The 18,641-nt window shown below is 65.8% G+C and carries 15 protein-coding genes and 4 pseudogenes; 15 read left to right on the top strand and 4 right to left on the bottom strand.

Annotated elements, in window-relative coordinates; translation table 11 throughout:
- Positions 1 to 51: 51 nt before the first annotated feature.
- A pseudogene (locus ASF26_RS23500) lies at positions 52 to 237 on the bottom strand (hypothetical protein).
- A 447-nt stretch (positions 238 to 684) separates the two neighbouring features.
- Between ASF26_RS23500 and ASF26_RS16055 the strand changes: the two are divergent.
- The 15 genes from ASF26_RS16055 (at position 685) to ASF26_RS15985 (ending at position 17,072) form a co-directional block, all read left to right on the top strand.
- Complete coding sequence (locus ASF26_RS16055) at positions 685 to 1,110, top strand: MBL fold metallo-hydrolase RNA specificity domain-containing protein (RefSeq protein ID WP_200925949.1); 426 nt, start codon at positions 685 to 687, stop codon at positions 1,108 to 1,110.
- A 118-nt stretch (positions 1,111 to 1,228) separates the two neighbouring features.
- The gene (locus ASF26_RS16050; RefSeq protein ID WP_056255936.1) at positions 1,229 to 2,089 is read left to right on the top strand and encodes a hypothetical protein; all 861 of its coding nucleotides are present in this window, start codon (positions 1,229 to 1,231) and stop codon (positions 2,087 to 2,089) included.
- A 643-nt stretch (positions 2,090 to 2,732) separates the two neighbouring features.
- Complete coding sequence (locus ASF26_RS16045; protein ID WP_056256898.1) at positions 2,733 to 3,527, top strand: ABC transporter ATP-binding protein; 795 nt, start codon at positions 2,733 to 2,735, stop codon at positions 3,525 to 3,527.
- A complete protein-coding gene (locus ASF26_RS16040) occupies positions 3,524 to 4,417 on the top strand; it encodes a branched-chain amino acid ABC transporter permease (protein WP_056255931.1) in 894 nt (297 codons plus the stop codon). The genes ASF26_RS16045 and ASF26_RS16040 overlap by 4 nt, the downstream gene beginning before the upstream one ends.
- A 5-nt stretch (positions 4,418 to 4,422) precedes the next feature.
- Complete coding sequence (locus ASF26_RS16035) at positions 4,423 to 5,460, top strand: branched-chain amino acid ABC transporter permease (RefSeq protein WP_056255928.1); 1,038 nt, start codon at positions 4,423 to 4,425, stop codon at positions 5,458 to 5,460.
- Positions 5,461 to 5,502: 42 nt separating this feature from the next.
- Entirely contained in the window at positions 5,503 to 6,852 is a 1,350-nt protein-coding gene (locus ASF26_RS16030; protein WP_056255924.1) for an ABC transporter substrate-binding protein, read from the top strand.
- On the top strand, positions 6,849 to 7,619 hold the full coding sequence (locus tag ASF26_RS16025) for an ABC transporter ATP-binding protein (RefSeq protein ID WP_056255920.1): 771 nt from the start codon (positions 6,849 to 6,851) through the stop codon (positions 7,617 to 7,619). Before ASF26_RS16030 ends, ASF26_RS16025 begins: the two co-directional genes overlap by 4 nt.
- Positions 7,620 to 7,975: 356 nt before the next feature.
- On the top strand, positions 7,976 to 9,394 hold the full coding sequence (locus ASF26_RS16020) for a carbohydrate porin (protein WP_056255917.1): 1,419 nt from the start codon (positions 7,976 to 7,978) through the stop codon (positions 9,392 to 9,394).
- Positions 9,395 to 9,441: 47 nt separating this feature from the next.
- Complete coding sequence (locus tag ASF26_RS16015) at positions 9,442 to 10,710, top strand: SfnB family sulfur acquisition oxidoreductase (RefSeq protein WP_056255914.1); 1,269 nt, start codon at positions 9,442 to 9,444, stop codon at positions 10,708 to 10,710.
- A 48-nt stretch (positions 10,711 to 10,758) separates the two neighbouring features.
- Entirely contained in the window at positions 10,759 to 12,168 is a 1,410-nt protein-coding gene (locus ASF26_RS16010) for an LLM class flavin-dependent oxidoreductase (RefSeq protein WP_056255912.1), read from the top strand.
- An 8-nt stretch (positions 12,169 to 12,176) separates the two neighbouring features.
- The gene (locus tag ASF26_RS16005) at positions 12,177 to 12,947 is read left to right on the top strand and encodes an ABC transporter ATP-binding protein (protein WP_056255909.1); all 771 of its coding nucleotides are present in this window, start codon (positions 12,177 to 12,179) and stop codon (positions 12,945 to 12,947) included.
- A gap of 13 nt (positions 12,948 to 12,960) precedes the next feature.
- Positions 12,961 to 13,842, top strand: coding sequence for a branched-chain amino acid ABC transporter permease (locus ASF26_RS16000; protein WP_056255908.1), 882 nt, complete (start codon positions 12,961 to 12,963; stop codon positions 13,840 to 13,842).
- Positions 13,843 to 13,846: 4 nt separating this feature from the next.
- Positions 13,847 to 14,908 carry a branched-chain amino acid ABC transporter permease gene (locus tag ASF26_RS15995; RefSeq protein WP_056255904.1) on the top strand — a complete coding sequence of 354 codons (1,062 nt, stop codon included), beginning with the start codon at positions 13,847 to 13,849 and terminating at the stop codon, positions 14,906 to 14,908.
- A gap of 35 nt (positions 14,909 to 14,943) precedes the next feature.
- A complete protein-coding gene (locus ASF26_RS15990; RefSeq protein WP_056255900.1) occupies positions 14,944 to 16,293 on the top strand; it encodes an ABC transporter substrate-binding protein in 1,350 nt (449 codons plus the stop codon).
- 11 nt (positions 16,294 to 16,304) lie between these two features.
- The gene (locus tag ASF26_RS15985) at positions 16,305 to 17,072 is read left to right on the top strand and encodes an ABC transporter ATP-binding protein (RefSeq protein WP_056255897.1); all 768 of its coding nucleotides are present in this window, start codon (positions 16,305 to 16,307) and stop codon (positions 17,070 to 17,072) included.
- A gap of 74 nt (positions 17,073 to 17,146) precedes the next feature.
- On the opposite strand, the pseudogene ASF26_RS22180 reads toward ASF26_RS15985, so the two are convergent.
- The 3 pseudogenes from ASF26_RS22180 to ASF26_RS15975 form a co-directional block, all read right to left on the bottom strand.
- Positions 17,147 to 17,702: pseudogene (locus ASF26_RS22180) on the bottom strand (transposase); the annotation flags it as partial.
- A gap of 73 nt (positions 17,703 to 17,775) precedes the next feature.
- Positions 17,776 to 18,525: pseudogene (locus tag ASF26_RS15980) on the bottom strand (ISL3 family transposase); the annotation flags it as partial.
- A 17-nt stretch (positions 18,526 to 18,542) separates the two neighbouring features.
- Positions 18,543 to 18,641 (bottom strand): annotated as a pseudogene (locus ASF26_RS15975) (IS5/IS1182 family transposase); the annotation flags it as partial.

Genomic DNA, 18,641 nt, shown 5'->3' with positions numbered 1-18,641 from the left:
CTGCTGTATTCGTCACCTGATCGCTGAATACGACCCTGGGGGGGGGCAACATCAATCCAGGTTCATTGAGCGTTCGAACGCGGTGGCGTTCATCTCTTGGCCTGTGGGATCGGCTACCGAAATGTCTTTAAAGCCTCGGCCCGCAAGCTACCATGTTTTCTCGAGCGCTTGGTCCGCGGTTCCACACGCGAAGATGAGCGCGCGCCCAGCGTGATCGTTCGCCTTAACTTTGTACAAAGTGGGTCTCCTATCCGGATGGCGCTAAGCATACGCTAGCTAGAGGGATCGCGCGAGACATCGGTACGGTAGCGCGAGGCGTGACCCTGTCGGGCCTACTGACCTCTCGTTCTTCGCCTATATTCGTCGTTGCTCGTTACCGTTCGGCGACTAAGCGTAGGTATAAACGTGGGTAGAGAGTGACGATTGAATATTAAGCTGTTGTTATCAAAGGGTAATTCTATCCCAATGAGCGGACACCCCTTCCGCCAATATTCTCGATATGTGTCTGATTTATTTATATTTTTTGATTGAATATAGTTTCCACCCCACATCGAGCCCCACATTTGATTTTGGACGGGACTGGTTGGTTATGGGCGGCCCGGGACAGGTTCGTGTCAGAAGCCTCTCCTCCTCGCACGTTGCGACTGCCGCGACATGGCTCGTCCACCGGCGGACTGGCCGGGCATGGCCGTGTTCGTGCCGCACTACCAACGGGTCCGGATCAAGCAGACCAAGCGGTTCGATCTCATCGAAGCCCACGTGGCCAACCGCATCTTTCCTGAGCAACTACGGGCGATGGCACTACTTGCCGCCTTCCTGTTCCGGCGGGCCATGCTGCGAGACCTCGACCGGGCGGAGTGCCTGTCCGGCGCGACCGCGATCTGGTCGCAGTGGGACGGCTACCTCGCCCAGGAACGGGGACTAACCCTACAGGCGGATCTGACCGAACGCGGCATCCCGCTTCTCCACGCCCACACGTCGGGGCACGCGAGCATCCCGGATCTGAAGCGGCTCGCGGAGGCCATCGCCCCGCGTCGGATCGTGCCGATCCATACATTTCACGCCGACCGCTTTCCTGTGCTGTTCGGCCCAAGCGTCAGCATCAAATAGGATGGTCAGTGGTGGGAGATCGTAGCGTGAGTTCGTCGCCTTCGTCGTTCTACAGGGGCTTGAGCAAGACCTACCTTGAGGCGCTGGATGCCCTCACCGAGGCGCCTCTATCTTTCGCGTGGAGCGCGAGGGCGACAGGCTCTTACCAATCACACACGCGAGATACCTGGCCCGCCGGAAGCAGGGATCGGTCAAGCTGGCCGCGGACGGAAGCTTCGACGTCGATCCCGACACCGCACTCTGGCGCAGCTACGGGGGTCCGAAAACGTTGCGGGAGATGATCCACGCTGCGGACGCGCTCACTGGCCCAGAGAAGATCGGGCTGCAGCGCCTCCTTCTCGCAAGCCCCCATGTCATCGACATCGAGATCGCGTTTGGCGCCATTGCCCCGCCGACAATCGAAGACTCGAAAGACGGGCTAGTTGCAGCTGTCGAGGAGGACGCAGGCGCAGCACCCCAAGCTTCCTCATCAGTAACCGCGGGCGGCACGGACCGTATCGACGTCGCGACGTTGGAGGAGCAGGATGGGGAAGTCCTCATCGTCTTTCACGAGGCCAAGCACTTCGCCAATTCGGAACTCCGTGCCAGCGCCGGGGAGACGCCGCGAGTAGCCGAGCAGATTGACCGGTATCGGCGGACCCTCGCACATCATACCAATGCGATCAGCCAGAGTTATCACGATGTCTGCCAAGCGCTTGCCCGTATCGACAGCATGCGCCGCCGCGTGCAAACCGACACTCAGGCCTCGCCCCCCCCCCTTCATCCGTTGATTTCCCGTGTTGCAAACAGCGGCACTCCACCCTCAGTCGACCCCGAGCCACGTCTCGTTGTCTTCGGTTTCGGCAAGGACCAACGCGATGGCACGGTCTGGCAGAGCCATTTCAAGCGTCTGACGGATATGAGCGGCGAGGGCTTCGGTCTGAAAGTCCAAGCAGTCGGCCACACGCAAGGGCGCCGATCTCCCGCCTTCACAGCTTAGGAGAAGACGCCGTTCGAGCCGCGGACGACTTCGACGCATGGATGTTGGACGCCCCCAGCATCCATTTTTGACCCTCAGCGGACTTCGGAAGCATCTGCTTCCACGAAGAACCTCGGCCATAGCGCATGCCTCGCTACATGGTGTTCAACTGTATTACCACACCGCGGGATCAAAAACCGGATCGCGGCATCCGCCTAGAACGACCTGAGATACCGGCCGTCCGGCATCCGCAGTCCGGTGGGGAACGCCGAAACGCGGAATCAGACGGGTGCGCGCAGCGTCGTGCGTCCGTTCCGTGATCGGATCACTCTCTGATCGACGTCCAGGACTGGCCTGAGCAGAATAAATCTGCCGATCTGTCGCCGCATGGAACAAATACGGCAGAATTCTCAGAAATAGAGCCGCTTATGCTTTTGACAGATTCAGGTTTTTGGATGAAACTGATCGCGTTGACGATCTACATAAGCATCGTCATCCGATGGGGCTGATCTTGTTGCGTCAGCGTTTCCAGATCTCGACGTGAATGCAGCGACCCGGCCCAGGAAGCGCCTCTATCATCATGAATGTTGTTGTCCGGCCGCATCTCATCGATTGGTCGCAGTCCATCTGCCTTGGTTCACCGCCTCAGAGATTCCAGCCTTGGATCGTCGCGAAGGGTGTCCCGTTCCTGGGGGTCGAAGCTGTGTCGCTTGGATTCGGTGGGACCGTGGCCCTCGATTCCGTCGATCTGTCGGTCGGGGAGGGTGAGATCCATGCGGTGATCGGCCCGAACGGAGCCGGCAAGTCCTCCCTCATCAATGCGATCAGCGGCCTCTACGCGCCCGATTCCGGAACCATCCGGATCGGCGACGACCGCTTCTCTCGCGTGCCGACCCGGCGGCTCGCCCGCCTCGGCGTGGCGCGCACCTTTCAGAACCTGGCGCTGTTCAAGGGGCTCACCGTCCTCGACACCGTGACGGCCGGGCTGGTCGACCGTCAATCCGCCGGGCTGGGCGCACAGATCCTCGGGCTTTCCCATGCCCGTCGCGAGGCGCGCGAGCACCGGGAGCAAGCCGAGGCCGTCATCGCCCTGCTCGACCTCGCTACGTATCGCGACCGGCTCGCCGGCACGCTGCCCTACGGCGTGCAGAAGCGGGTCGAGCTCGCCCGCGCCCTGGTGGCGCGCCCGCGCCTCCTCCTCCTCGACGAGCCCATGGCCGGGATGACCGCCACCGAGAAGCGGCGGATGAGCGGCGATATCCGCGCGGCGCGGGACTCCACCGGGGCCACCATCGTGCTGATCGAGCACGATGTCGGCGTCGTGATGAGCCTGTCGGACCGTGTCACCGTCCTCGATCACGGGCGGCGCATCGCCTCCGGAACGCCAGCTGAGATCCAGTCCGATCCCGCCGTCATCGCCGCCTATCTTGGCCTCGCCTTCGACGAGACCGTCGCATGAATCCCGATCTCGCCTTCCTCGTCGAGGTGCTGGTCGGCGGCCTGCTCTCGGGGGTGATGTATGCGCTGGTCGCGATCGGCTTCGTGCTGATCTACAAGACCTCCGGCGTGCTCAACTTCGCCCAAGGGGCGATGCTGCTGTTCGCGGCGCTGACCTTCGTCAGCCTCACCGAGCGGGGCGTACCCTTCGCCGGTGCCTTTGCCGCGACATTGGGCGTGATGACGCTCCTCGGCCTGGCTATCGAGCGCGCCGTACTGCGGCCCCTGGTCAACCAGCCGCCGATCACCCTGTTCATGGCGACCCTCGGCGTCGCCTACGTTATCGAGGGGGCCGCCCAACTCGCCTGGGGCACGCAGGTGCACGGGCTCGATCTCGGCATCGACGATACGCCCATCGACATCGCCGGCATTCTCGTGAGCCGCTTCGACCTGTTCGCGGCGGCAGTCGCCGGGCTGATGGTGGCCGTGCTGAGCCTGTTCTTCCGCTACACCCGCACCGGCCTCGCCTTCCGGGCGGTGGCGGACGATCCGCTGGCGGCGCTGAACACCGGCCTGCGCCTGCCCCGGATCTGGGCCGCCGTCTGGATCGCGTCGGGCATCGTCGCCCTGGTGGCCGGGCTGCTCTGGGGCGCGCGCCTCGGGGTGCAGTTCTCGCTCTCCCTGGTGGTGCTGAAGGCCCTGCCGGTTCTGGTGCTCGGCGGCTTCGATTCGATCCTCGGCGCCATCGTGGCCGGGCTCATCGTTGGCGCGGTGGAGAAGCTGTCGGAGGTCTATCTCGGACCTGTCATCGGCAGCGGCATCGAGGGCTGGATCGCCTATGTCGCGGCTTTGGGCTTCCTGCTGCTGAAGCCCTCGGGGCTGTTCGGCCTGCGCAGCGTCGAGCGGGTCTGAGCGCCATGGCCGCCACCTCCCCTCCGCTGGTCAAGGCCCCGCCGCGCCCGTCGGCCAAGAGCATCGGCGTCGCCCTTCTTCTGGTGATCGCCTACGGGATCGTGCCGCTCATCGGCACCAGCTACCTCTATGAGGCGATCCTGACGCCGTTCCTGGCCCTGTCGCTGGCGGCGCTGGGGCTCAACCTGCTCACCGGTTATGCCGGCCAGCTCTCGCTCGGATCCTCCGCCTTCATGGCTCTGGGGGCCTACGCGGCCTTTAACCTGTCGCTGCGGCTGCCCGTCCTGCCCCTGCCGGTCACGATCGTACTGGCCGGCCTCGTCGCGGCCTTCGCCGGGCTGGTAGCAGGGCTGCCGGCCCTTCGCTTACGCGGCTTCTACCTCGCGGTCTCGACGCTGGCCGTGCAGTTCTTCGTCGCCTGGCTGCTCAACCGCGTCGGTTGGCTCTCCAACGACAGCCCGTCCGGAATCATCTCCGCGCCGCCGCTGGTCGTCGCCAGCCTGTCCTTCGAGGATGCCCGCGGCCGCTACCTGTTCTCCCTCACCGTCGTGACGCTGCTGACAGTCCTGGCGTGGCGCCTGGTCTCCTCGCCCACGGGCCGCAACTTCGTCGCCGTGCGCGACAACGAGACCGCCGCCCGCGTCATCGGCGTGAAGGTGGCGCGCACCAAGCTGCTGGCCTTCGCGCTGTCCTCCTTCATCGTCGGCGTCGCGGGGGTGCTCTGGGCCTTCGCCTACCTGCGCACGGTGGAACCGGCGGGGTTCAACCTCGATCGCTCGTTCCAGATCCTGTTCATCGTCATCATCGGGGGCCTCGGCACCCTGCGCGGCGCCTTCCTCGGCGCGGGGCTCATCGTCGTCCTGCCGTTGCTGCTGTCCCGGTTCGGCGCGGCGGTCCTCGGCGACGGGTTCGATTCCGGCACGCTGGAGATGTGCCAGCGCATCGCCCTCGGAATCCTGATCGTTGCCTTCCTGATCCGCGAGCCCGCCGGGCTCGCCGCCCTCCTCGACCGTGCCGCGCGCCGCCTGCGCCGCCGGGTCTGATTCTTTTACCCGCTCCGACCTCCCGCCCTGAAGGACGCTCCCATGCCCTCACCCAAGCCCCGCCTGCACGCCGCGCTCGCGACTGGCGCCGCCCTGTTCGTCTTCGCTAGCGCGGCGCGGGCCGACGAGCAGCATTTCCCGCTCCAGAGCTACCGGGTCGGGCCCTATGCGGCCGGTGGTACCGGCTTCTTCGGCGGCTTCATCGACTACCTGAATCTCATCAACACCCGCGACGGCGGCGTGAACGGGGTCAAGCTCACCTGGAGCGAGGGCGAGACCCAGTACGAGGTGGAGCGCGGCGTCGAGGTCTACGAGCGGCTGAAATCCCGCCCCGGCATCGCCGCCTGGAACCCGCTCTCCGTGGGCATCGCCTACGCGATGATCGACCGGATCACCAAGGACAAGGTGCCGCTGGTCACGATCAACCACGGCCGCACCGATTCCACCGACGGCCGGGTCTTCCCCTACGTCTTCCCGCTCCTCCTCAATCCCTACAGCGAGACCTCCGGCATCGTCGAATATCTCGGCAGCCTCGCGGGCGGCCTCGACAAGCTCAAAGGCAAGACCATCGCGGTGCTCTACCACGGCTCGCCCTACGGCAAGGAGACGATCCCGATCTACGAACTACTGGCCAAGAAACACGGCTTCAAGGTCGAGCAGATCGAGGTGCCGCATCCCGGCAACGAGCAGCAGTCCCAGTGGCTGACCATCCGCCGCCTCAAGCCCGACTATGTCGTGCTGCGCGGCTGGGGCGTGATGAACCCGGTGGCGCTGAAGACAGCGCAAAAAACCGGGTTTCCGGCCAGCCGCATCGTCGGCAACGTCTGGTCGAATTCCGAGGAGGACGTGATCCCGGCGGGCGAGGCCGCCAAAGGCTATGTCGCCATCACGACCCAGGCATCGGGCGCCGAGTATCCGGTGCTGAAGGACATCATCAACACCGTCTACGACGGCAATGTCGGCAATCTCGCCGACAAGAAGCGCATCGGCAGTGTCTACCACAACCTCGGCATCGTGAACGGCATCCTCAACGTCGAGGCGGTGCGGGCGGCGCAAGCGAAGTTCGGCCAGCGCACGCTCACCGGCGACGAGGTCCGCTGGGGCTTCGAGCACCTGCGTCTCGACGAGGCCCGCGTCGCGGCTTTGGGCGCCAAGGGCCTGTTCCACTCCATCAACGTCACCTGCGCCAACCACGAGGGCGATGGCCGCGTCACCTTCCAGCAATGGGACGGGGCCAAGTGGACGGTCGTCTCCAACTGGATCGCCCCCGACTGGGCGACCCTGCGCCCGATCATCGAGGCCTCCTCGGCGACCTATGCCAAGGAGCACGGCATCACGCCGCGCAACTGCGCTGCCGAGGAGGCCGCCACCCACGCCGCGGCCACTCCGTGACCGGCGCGCCCCTGCTGCGCGTCGAGGCGCTGGAGGCCCGCTACGGCGGCGCCGTCCGCGCCCTTTCGGGCGTCGGCCTGTCCGTCACCGAGGGCGAGATCGTCGCCCTCGTCGGCTCCAACGGCGCCGGCAAGACCACCGTGCTCAAGGCGGTCTCGAACCTTCTGCCCGCCGCGCGCGGGCAGGTCACGGCGGGCCGCATCGTCTATGACGGGCGGGACGTGTCCCGGACGCCCACCGATGCCCTGGTGCGGGCCGGCCTCGTCGGAGTCCTCGAAGGACGGCACTGCTTCCGGGGGCTCAGCGTGGAGGAGAACCTCGTCACCGGAGGGCTCGGGCGCGGCTCGAACCGCGTCGCCATCCGGGACGATCTCGCGCGGATCTACGCGATCTTCCCGCGCCTCGTGCAGAAGCGCCGGGCGCCGGCCGGCCTGATCTCCGGCGGTGAACAGCAGATGGTGGCGATCGGACGCGCTCTGATGGGCCGCCCGCGCCTGCTCGTCCTCGACGAACCCTCCATGGGCCTCGCTCCGCAGGTGGTGGCGGAGATCTTCCGCACCCTCGAACGCCTCAACCGTGATGAGGGCCTGACGATCCTGGTGGCCGAGCAGAACGTCACCGTCGCGCTGCGACATGCGGACCGGGCGGTCGTGCTGGAGAACGGACGCAGTGTCCTCACCGGCACCGCCGCCGAACTCCGTGGCCGCGACGATATCAGAGCGTTCTATCTCGGCATGGGTGCCGCGCCCGCCCGCATGACGGCGTAAGCAAGTGAATTTCCAAATACAACTACAATAGGAAAACATCTTCCTAGATAGCTATTAAATAAAGTAACTCCGTTCATTGACGTTCGTTTCCAGATCATTGCATATTTACTCATAAGATAATCTCGTTCATCAGCGGGGCATTTTCGCTTCGAGACCGAGTCACAACAGCGGGCACATTGCGCCAGACATGCTTTGTCTTGTGCCGGCCTGCACACCATTCCCCTTCGACTTCACGAACGCGTGCTTGCGCCGGCCGATGGCTTCCGCATGCCCGTGAGAGACGAGCCTTGATGACTGATTTCGCGCCTTCCCTGTCGATACCGAGCCCGTCCCGAAGCCGCCGCCTGCAGAGCGTGATGCTGGGAACCTGCCTCGCTTGCGCACTGCCACTCGGTCCGATGAGCGCAAGGGCTCAGTCACCGAGCGCGATCGAGAGCTTCACCGGTGAGGCCGGCCCCCGTACCGATCCGAGCGCGATCGGCGTCGCACCGGATGGCACCGAGAAGTGGCATGGCCCGCTAGCGCCCTACGCCGCCAGTCTCGCTGCGCACGGTCTCAGCTTCGACGTCAATGCTTACGAATACTTTTTCTCAAACCCGGGTGCGGGCCTCCGTCCGGGGCAATTGTCCAACTCGACCTACTTCCTGCTCGGCCTCGACGCCGATCTCGACAGGCTCGCCGGGATCAAAGGGGGCTGGTTCCACTTCACTCAGACTTTCTTCGGATTGCGCTGGAACAACCGCAACATGGACGGCGACGTCGGAGATTCAACGGTAGGCTATCAGCCGACATACAACCGCGACTTCGCCCGCCTCTCGATTCTGACCTATGAGCAGCGCCTGTTCGACGACAGGCTGGCCATCGAGGTCGGGCGCACTCACCCCAACCGCTACTATGCTCTGCCGCCCTGCCAATCGAGCGTCAGCTGCTTTCAGGACATCCTCCAGATCAATGCCGGCCTGAGTTCACCGCTTTACGGCGTGTGGGGCGGCAACGTCGCCTACAAGCTGTCGGCGCAGGATTACATTCAGGCCGGTGCTTTCGCGGTCACGAGCGGCGCCAATTTCCTGTCGGGCTACGACTGGAACTACGAGCCGCTCAATGGCGCATTGGTCCTCGCGGAGACCGGGCACGCTACGACCTTCGTGACGGATCCCTATCCGAGCCGGGTGGCGCTGACAGGATTCTACAACACGGCCGACCATGCCGATAACGTCAAGACGGTGTTCGGCACCTCCAAGGGACTCAATCCCGGCGCCCCGGTGCTGCAAAAGTCGGGCACCTCGGGAGTGATCCTCACGGCGAGCCAGGTCGTCTGGCGGGCCGATGGGGGTGCCGAGGCGGCCAACCTGAACCCGACCTCCATCCAGGCCTATACCAGCCTCGCCTACGCACCCGACCCGACCATCCCGATCCGATGGAACGCGTTCGCGGGCGTCACTCTCCAGGCCCCGGACCAATCGCGTCCCTTCGACCGTTACGGCGTCAAGGTGAACTGGCAGCGGATCGCGGGTGACTACGCGCAATTCCTTTCGGATGCCAACTTCATCTCGGGCGGTACCGGCGCACCGTATTCCCGCGACAAGTTCGTCTTCGAGGCCAACGCACACCTAGCCGTCGGCAAAGGCATCTTCTTCGAGCCGGTAGTCCAGTACCTCGTCAACGGCAATTCTTACTGGAACCCCTACACGGCCAACCGCAGCAAGGACGGCTTTTACGTCGGCGCAACCCTGATTGTGCCTCTGGGAGCGATCTTCGGTCTGTCTCCGGGCTGAGGCCCCCGACCGCCGTACAGCCACGATTTTCAAGAAGGAGGGCCATCATGGGTTCCCTAACCGAGACCAGCATCGACTACACCGTCCACCCCCGGGTCAATTCACACGACCCGATCCCACCGCGGCCACGGCCGGACCGACATGCGGACGTGATCCGGACGGATGAGGACGCCATCGCCACCGCGACGCGGCTCGCGGCGGATTTCGCGGTGGGAGCCGCGCTGAGGGACCGGGAAGGGCTCCTGCCCCTGCCGGAACTCGACGCTTATTCCCAGAGCGGCCTGTGGGCGATCAACGTGCCGAAAGCCTATGGCGGCCCCGGGCTCTCCTACGCGACGCTCGCCAAGGTGATCGCGATCATCGCGGCGGCCGACAGTTCCCTCGCGCAGATCACTCAGAACCATCTCGCGATCAACGCGCATATCGACATCGACGGGACCGACGCCCAGAAAGCCGAATTCTTCGGTTGGGTCCTGGCCGGACTGCGCTTCGGCAACGCCTTCTCCGAACTCAACAGCAAGACCGTCGCCGCCTTCGAGACCACCATCCGCTATGAGGGCGACGAGGCGGTCATCAACGGCCAGAAATTCTACAGCACCGGTGCGCTTCTCGCGCATATCATTCCCATCGTCGCCGTAGACCCGGACGGGCAAGGCTTCCTGTCCTTCGCCGACCGGAACGCGCACGGGATCAGCATCAGCAACGACTGGTCGAGCTTCGGGCAACGCACGACGGCATCGGGAAGCGTGAACATCGACAATGTGCGCCTCCCGCGCCAACGTCTCCTGCCGGTCAAGGCGTTCGACCGTCCCACCATCGCCGGACCGGTCTCGCAGATCATCCAGTCGGCGATCGATGCCGGCATCGCCAGGGGCGCCATCGAGGACACCATCGCGTTCGTGCGGACGAAGAGCCGGCCCTGGGTCGATAGCGGCCAGGACCGGGCGTCAGAAGACGTATTCACCATCGCGGCAATCGGCGACCTCTCCATCCGGTTGCACGCCGCCGAAGCCCTTCTGGACATTGCCGGTAAGGCCATCGACCGCGCCCATACCGATCCGTCCGAAACCAATGTCGGCGAGGCCACCGTACGGACCGCCGAATCCAAGGTGTTGACCACCGATATCGCGATCCTGGCGACGAACAAGCTGTTTGAACTGGCGGGAACCCGCTCGACCCTGGCCCAGCACGGCCTCGACCGGCACTGGCGCAACGCTCGCGCCCACACGCTCCACGACCCGGTTCGCTGGAAGCTGTTCCACGTGGGCAACCACTACCTCAACGGCATTCACCCACCGCGCCATCCCTGGAGCTGACGCAGCCGCGCTCAGGAGCCGACCGCCCGCCTCCAACGGACTTGATCCATGACCCGCCAGATCCGCTTCAACGCCTTCGACATGAATTGTGTCGGCCACCAGTCGCCGGGCCTCTGGGCGCATCCGCGCGACCGGTCCTGGCAGTACAAGGACCTGGAATACTGGACAGACCTCGCCAAGACCTTGGAGCGGGGTATCTTCGACGGGATCTTCATCGCCGACGTCGTGGGCTATTACGACGTCTACAAGGGATCGAACTGGCACGCGCTGCATCAGGCGGCGCAGATCCCGGTGAACGACCCGATCCAGCTCGCGGCGCCGATCGCGCTCGCCACCGAGCATCTCGGCATCGGCATCACCGCCTCGACCTCGTTCGAGCACCCCTACACTTTCGCCCGCCGGCTCTCGACAGCCGATCATCACACCAAGGGCCGGGTCGGCTGGAACATCGTCACCTCCTATCTGGAGAGCGGGGCGAAGAATATCGGAGAAGGCGGACTCAAGCGGCACGACAACCGCTACGAAGTCGCGGCCGAGTATGTCGAGGTTCTCTACAAGCTGTTCGAGGGCAGCTGGGAGGACGGCGCCGTCCTGCGCGACCGCGACAGACGCGTCTTCACCGACCCGGCCAAAGTCCACGAGATCGCGCATCAGGGCCGTCACTTCACCGTGCCGGGTTATCATCTCTGCGAGCCGTCGCCTCAGCGCACGCCTGTGCTCTATCAGGCCGGCGCGTCAGGCCCCGGCAAGGCTTTCGCCGCGGGACATGCCGAATGCGTGTTCGTGGCCTCTCCGATCAAGGCGACCCTCAAGGCTTATGTGGCCGACGTGCGCGCCAAAGCGGCGGCCGCCGGCCGCGATCCGCGCGACGTCCTCGTCTACAACCTCACCACCGTCATCGTGGCCGAGACCGACGAAAAGGCGCAAGCGAAGTTCGAGGAATACCAGCGCTATACGTCCTATGATGGCGCCCTGGTCTTCATGTCGGGCTGGAGCGGAATCGATTTCGGGCAATACGCCCCCACCGATCAGATCCGAAAGGTCGAGACCAACGCCATCGTCTCGATGGTGGAGAATTTTACCGGCTCGGAGAAGCCTTGGTCCATCGAGGAACTGGCCCGCTGGGGCGGGATCGGCGGCCTCGGGCCGGTCTTCGTCGGCTCTCCCTCGACGGTCGCCGATATCCTTCAGGAATGGGCCGAGGAGACAGACGTCGACGGTTTCAACCTCGCCTATGCGGTCACGCCGGAGACATTCGAGGACGCGGTGAACCTGCTCGTGCCCGAGCTCCAGAAGCGTGGCGCCTATCCGAAAGCCTATCGCCCCGGAACGCTGCGCGAGAAGTTGTTCGGGCGCGGGCCACTCCTGCCCGAGACCCACCCGGCCCATGCCTATCGCGACATCGAGGCGGTGAAGGCACGGGATGCCGCGCTCCGCTCCGCCGCGGCAGCCGAGTGAGACCGGCCATGCCCGATCCGATCCTCGCACTCACCGATGTCTCCCTGGCCTTCAAGGGCATCACGGCGATCAACGCCCTGAGCTTCACGGTGGAGCGCGGCGAGATCTGCGCCCTCATCGGCCCGAACGGAGCCGGCAAGAGCTCACTGCTGAACATCCTCAACGGCGTCTACCGGGCGGATTCCGGTGAGGTCGTGTTCGAGGGCGAACGCTTCTCCCGCATCCGTCCCCTGCAGGCGGCACGACGTGGCATCGGACGCACGTTCCAGCACGCGGCCCTGTTCGGGAAGCTCAGCGTCCTCGACAACGTGCTGGCTGGCCTCACCCGTCACAGCCGCACCACGCTGGCCGAGCACGCCTTCGGGGTGTTCCGCGACCGCGCCGAGACGGCGGAGTTCCGGGATCGCGCCGAGGCGATCCTCGACTTCCTCGACCTGACGACCCACCGCGACGCCGTCGTCTCCACCCTGTCCTACGGCATCCAGAAGCGGGTCGACCTCGCCCGCGCCCTCGTGGGCCGTCCCAGGCTCCTCCTCCTCGACGAGCCGATGGCGGGCATGAACCAGGACGAGAAGCGCGCCATGAGCGGCTTCGTCGCGCGGGCGAGGGCCGAGTTCGGCACCACCATCGTCCTCATCGAGCACGATATCGGCGTGATCATGGACCTCTCGGACCACGTCGTGGTGCTGGATTACGGCCGCAAGGTCGGGGACGGCACGCCGGAGGCCGTCCGCACCGACCCGGCCGTCATCGCCGCCTATCTCGGCACGCCCCATTGAGGCCTTCCCAGCCATGAGCTTCTTCCTCGAGACCCTGGCCGGCGGCCTGCTGGCGGGGGTGATGTACGCCCTCGTCGCGATCGGCTTCGTGCTGGTCTACAAGGCGTCCGGCGTCTTCAACTTCGCGCAAGGGGCGATGGTGCTCTGCGCCGCGCTCACCTTCGTCACCCTGCGGGAGAGGGGGATCGAACTCTGGCTCTCCGGCCTCATCACCCTCACGATCCTGGTGGCGCTGGCGGTGGCGGTGGAGCGGGTCGTGCTTCGCCCCCTGGCCAACCGGCCTCAGATCACCCTGTTCATGGCGACCCTCGGCCTCTCCTACGTCATCGAGGGGACCTCGCAGCTCCTGATGGGAGCGAGCGTGCATGAGCTCGATCTCGGCATTCCCGACACGCCGATCGAACTCGGGCCGATCCAGCTCAGCCAGTTCGATCTGGCCGCCGCAGCCACCGCCGGCGCCCTGGTCATCGCCCTGTCGCTGTTCTTCGACCGGACGCGGATCGGCCTGTCCCTGCGCGCCGTCGCCGACGATCCGGGCGCGGCCCTCTCCATCGGCATCCGCCTGCAGACCCTCTGGGCCGTAGTCTGGGCGGTGGCGGGCTTCGTCGCCCTCGTGGCGGGCCTGCTCTGGGGCGCGCGCCAGGGCGTCCAGTTCTCCCTCACCTTCGTCGTCCTGAAGGCGCTACCCGTCCTCATCATCGGCGGCTTCACCTCCATCGCCGGCGCCGTGGTCGGCGGTCTGATCGTGGGCGCGAGCGACAGCCTCGCCGAGATCTATCTCGGCCCGCTCCTGGGTGGGAGCGTCTCCACCTGGTTCGCCTACGTGCTCGCCGTCGCCTTCCTGCTCGCCCGGCCCGCCGGCCTGTTCGGCGAACGCGCCATCGAGAGGGTCTGAGCGCATGCCCCCCGTCGCCTCCGTCTCGGCCTTGCCGGGCGCTCACCCCGTCCGCCGCGCTCTCGTCCCGACCCTGTCGGCCCGCGCCACGATGCTGGCGATCCTCGTGACGACCGCCTTCGCCGTGCCGGCCGTGGCCAGCGACTACTGGCTCAACGCGATCCTGATCCCGTTCCTGATCATGGCGCTCGCCGGCCTCGGCCTCAACCTGACCATGGGCTACGCGGGCCAGGCGTCGCTGGGCACCGGCGCCTTCATGGCGGCGGGGGCCTACGCCACCTACAACCTGCTGCTGCGGGTACCCGAACTGCCGCTGCCGGCGAGCCTCGTCCTTGGCGGCCTCGTCGCCGGACTGGTCGGGCTCGTCGTCGGCCTGCCGTCCTTGCGCATCAAGGGCTTCTACCTCGTGGCGACGACGCTGGCCGCGCAGTTCCTGATCGAGTGGGTGCTGAACCAGTATCCGTGGTTCTCCAACTACGCCTCGTCGAGCACGATCTCGGCACCGCGCCTCGCCTTGGCCGGCTACGACCTGTCGCGACCGGGCGGGCGCTACCTCCTCACCCTCGTCACCGTCATCCTCGTGACGGCCGTGGCGTGGCGACTGGTGCGCAGCCAGACCGGCCGCAACTGGATGGCCGTGCGCGACATGGACACCGCGGCAGCGGTGATCGGCATCCCGGTGGCGCAGGCCAAGCTCAAGGCCTTCTTCGTCGGCGCCACCGTCTGCGGCATTGCCGGTGCGCTCTGGGCCTTCGCCTATCTCGGCACGGTGGATGCGCGCAGCTTCGATCTCGACCGTTCGTTCCAGGTGATGTTCGTCATCATCATCGGCGGGATGGGCAGCCTCGCCGGCTCGTTCATCGGCGCGGCCTTCATCGTCCTGCTGCCGATCCTCCTCAGCCACGTGGCCGGGATCACATTCGGAGGCGCCATCGATGGCGGCCAATTGCAGAACCTCCAGCACATCCTCTTCGGCGGCCTGATCGTCTGGCTGCTGATCCACGAGCCGGACGGCCTGTCGGCCCTCGCCAACCGCCTTTGGCACCGCCTCGCCGCGCGTGCCTGATCCTTCCCGGCCCCCTACGCTCCCGGAGTTCACCGATGACGATCCTCACCCGTGCGATCCGCGCCGCCGCGGTCGCGGCCTCCTTCGCCCTGGCGGCGCCTGCCTCGGCCGGGGAGGCGAAGGAGCAGTACTTCCCGCTGGCGACCTTCCGGGTCGGCGCCTACGCCTCCTCCGGCATCCCCTCCTGGGCGGGGGTGATCGACTACTTGCGCTACATCAACGAGGTCGAAGGCGGCATCAACGGCGTGAAGCTGTTCTGGGACGAGTGCGAGACCGAATGGGCGGTGGAGAAAGGAGTCGAGTGCTACGAGCGGGTGAAGGGCGGCAAGAACGGATCGCCGGTGGCGGTGTTCCTGCCGCATGGAGACCCGGTCTCGAAGGCGCTCACCGAGAAGTCGGTGGCCGACAGGATCCCGCTGATCACCACCGGCTACGGCCGCACCGAGGCCATCGACGGACGGGTCTTCCCCTATAGTTTCACGGTGCTCTTCAGTTTCTGGAGCGAGGCCTCCTCGGTGGTGAACTACGTCGCCGAGCAGGTGGGCGGTAAGGACAAGCTCAAGGGCGTCAAGATCGCCACGATCTATCACGATAGCCCCTACGGCAAGGAAACCCAGACGCCCCTCGACATCCTCTCGAAGGAATACGGGTTCGAGAACATCCAGATCCCGGTGCCCCATCCCGGCAACGACCAGTCCGCGCAATGGGCGCGCGTCCGGCAGATCAAGCCGGATTGGGTGTTCCTGCGCGGTTGGGGCGTGATGACGCCGGTGGCGATCAAGACCGCGGCCAAGACCGGTTTTCCCGTCGACCGGATCATCGGTGGGATCTGGTCGGGATCGGAAGAGGACGTCCGGCCTGCCGGGAGCGTCGGCAAGGGCTATCTCGCGATCACGCCCTTTCCCGCAGGCCAGGATTTCGAAATCCTCAAGAAGATCAAGACGGAGATCGTCGACAAGAACCGCAGCGACCTGCGAGACCCGAAGAGTTTCGGCTCGGTCTACTACAATTCGGGAATCATCGAGACGATCATCGCCGTCGAGGCGATCCGGACGGCGCAAGCGCGCTTCGGCCACCGGCCCATCACCGGCGAGGAGGCGCAATGGGGCCTCGAACATCTGGTGCTCGACGAGGCCCGCCTGAAACAGATCGGCGCCGAGGGACTGGTCCAGCCCCTCAAGCTTTCGATCAAGGATCACGAGGGCGGCGGCGCCGGCAAGGTGCTGCAATGGGACGGTGCCAGATGGGCCGTCGTCAGCAATGGCTGGGTGAAGTCGGACCGCGAACTCCTGCTACCGCTGATCTACGAGCGCGCCGCGGCCTACGCCAAGGAGAAGGGCATCGTGCCGCGCACGGCCGAATCCGCCGAAGCCAGCGCACGCTGATAGGGGCGGCCATGACGCAGTTTCACGATTTCCTCGCGGTCGAATCCATCGAGGCGTCCTATGGGCAGGCGGCCCCCGCCCTACGCGGCGTCTCACTCACCGTGGCGGAGGGCTCCATCGTGGCGCTCCTGGGCTCCAACGGCGCCGGCAAATCCACCACGCTGCGGGCGATCTCGAACCTTCTCGGGCCGCAAAGGGGGGCCCTGCGGGGCGGCAGCATCCGCTGGCGGGGCGAGTCGACGGCCGCCCTCGATCCGGCGGATCTGGTGCAGCAGGGCATCGTGCAGGTCCTGGAGGGCCGCCACGTCTTCGGGCAACTCACAGTCGAGGAGAATCTCAGGACGGGTGGCTTCCTGCGCCGCCCGAGCCGGCGGCAACTCGCGGACGATCTGGAGCGGGTCTATGCGTGGTTCCCACGCCTGCGCGACCGGCGCTCGGCCAAGGCCGGACTCACCTCGGGCGGCGAGCAGCAGATGGTGGCGATCGGCCGGGCGCTGATGACCCGCCCGACCCTGGTCCTCCTCGACGAGCCGTCTATGGGGCTCGCGCCGATCATCGTCGGAGAGATCTTCGAGATCATCCGTCGCCTCAACCGTGAGGAGGGCGTGAGCTTCCTTCTCGCCGAGCAGAGCGCCAACCTCGTCCTGGCCTATGCCGACCGTGCCTACGTGCTGGAGAGCGGTCGCGTCGTCGAAGCCGGACTGGCTGCGGACCTCGCCACGAGCGGCCGCCTCGGCGAGATCTACCTCGGGGGTGCTGCGACGGCGACGCGGCACTGACCACTTTCCATTCTCGATCAAGGACAGGCGATGAGCGAGCCGAACACGACCGCATGGGCCGCTTGGGGGCCAGTCGTTCGGCCGTCCGCGCACAAGGCCGCATGCACCCGAGGTGAGCCATAGCGCCTGTGGTGCTCGGCATGGATCCGCTGCACGCTGTCCAGGAGGCGACGGTTGGACACCGACCGGTCGCTCTCGGGACGTGATCGCCAGCCGTAAGAGCCGCTGGGAGAGACTCCGAGCACGCCGCACATGAGACGCACCGGCTTGGGCCGCTCGCATGCTGCTCGATGAAGGCGAACGTCATTTGGGCATCTCCGCGAAGATGCCGATCGCTTTTCTTAGGACGTCGCGCTCCATGCGCGTCCGTTCGAGTTCATGCCGCAGACGGGCGATCTCGGCCGCCTAATCGGACGGCGATGACACCGGGCTCATCGGCGCGGTTCCTGACAATCCCGCTGGCCGCGGTGGCGGGCAGCCGCCCATCAGCGCCGTGTGCCATTGCCTCAGCATCGACGGTTGGATCCCGAGTTCGGCCGCGATCTGCATCTGTGGTGGGCTGCTGCTCTCCAGCAGCGCCACCGCCTCGCGTTTGAACTCCGGGGTGAACTCGCGTCTCGTCTTTGCCATCAAACACCTTCCCCGCCCGTAAGGAGCGTATCAGAGGTGTCCGCAAAACCGGTTCTCCCGCAGTTTGCGTGGATTACGCAGCGAGAAGGACGCGGCGTCGGAGCAGGGGGAAGCCAGCGCGTCCGTACATGGTCCGCTTGAGCATCTTCAGCCTGCTGATCTGCCCTTCTGCCTGATCGTTGCTCCATGACGTCGTCAACGCAGCGCGCACCGCCGTTCCGTCGCGTTCCCGCCCGGACGCGAACGTCATGAGGGCTGGTATGTCACTGAGACGCGCCGCGTCGAGCCAGATGTCGAGTTCGCCGGCGGGATCCGCGGGCGGGGTGCCATCGACGCAGCAGGTACGGACCAGGGTGGCGAACCGCTGCGCCAGCGCACCGAACCGGGCGGCCTCCGGGTCCTGATCGATCCGGCCCATGGCGGCGGTCGCATAGGGCGGGAGGGTCGCGACGGGCTGTGTCAGGAACCAGGCGAGTTGCTTCGGCGATGAGAGAGCAATCGTATCCGGGGCCGGCGATGACGTTCGGGCCAGCCATTTGCGGGCGGCGCGCCGCGCCGGTCTCGTGCGATGCTCGGCGACGAAGCGATGAACCTGGCGATGTGTGCCGGCAAAGCCCCGATCACGGAGTTCGCGCCAGAGCTCCATCGCGTTCTCGCACCCCTGGGGCATCCGCTGCTCCAGATGCGCCAGATGGGGGTCGAGGCGGCTGGGTTCGGGGCGACGTGCCGCGCGTTCCGGAAAGCTCTCGGCCTGAGCATACTTGCGCACCGTTCCGCGGGCGAGACCCGTCGCCCGGGCCATCGCCAGCAAGGTCTCACCAGCTTAGGGTCTGGACTCAATCAGCACCAGAAGGCGATGACAGCGGCGAGTGCGACGGCGGAGGCATAGTTGCGGGCCAGCTTGTCGTATCGGGTGGCGATACGACGGAAGTCTTTGAG

Origin of the sequence: Methylobacterium sp. Leaf93 (assembly GCF_001422345.1) — a bacterium.
In the GTDB taxonomy this organism is placed as follows: domain Bacteria; phylum Pseudomonadota; class Alphaproteobacteria; order Rhizobiales; family Beijerinckiaceae; genus Methylobacterium; species Methylobacterium bullatum.
The sequence above is the reverse complement of the archived record's forward strand: the minus strand, read 5'-3'. Positions and strand labels throughout refer to the sequence as shown.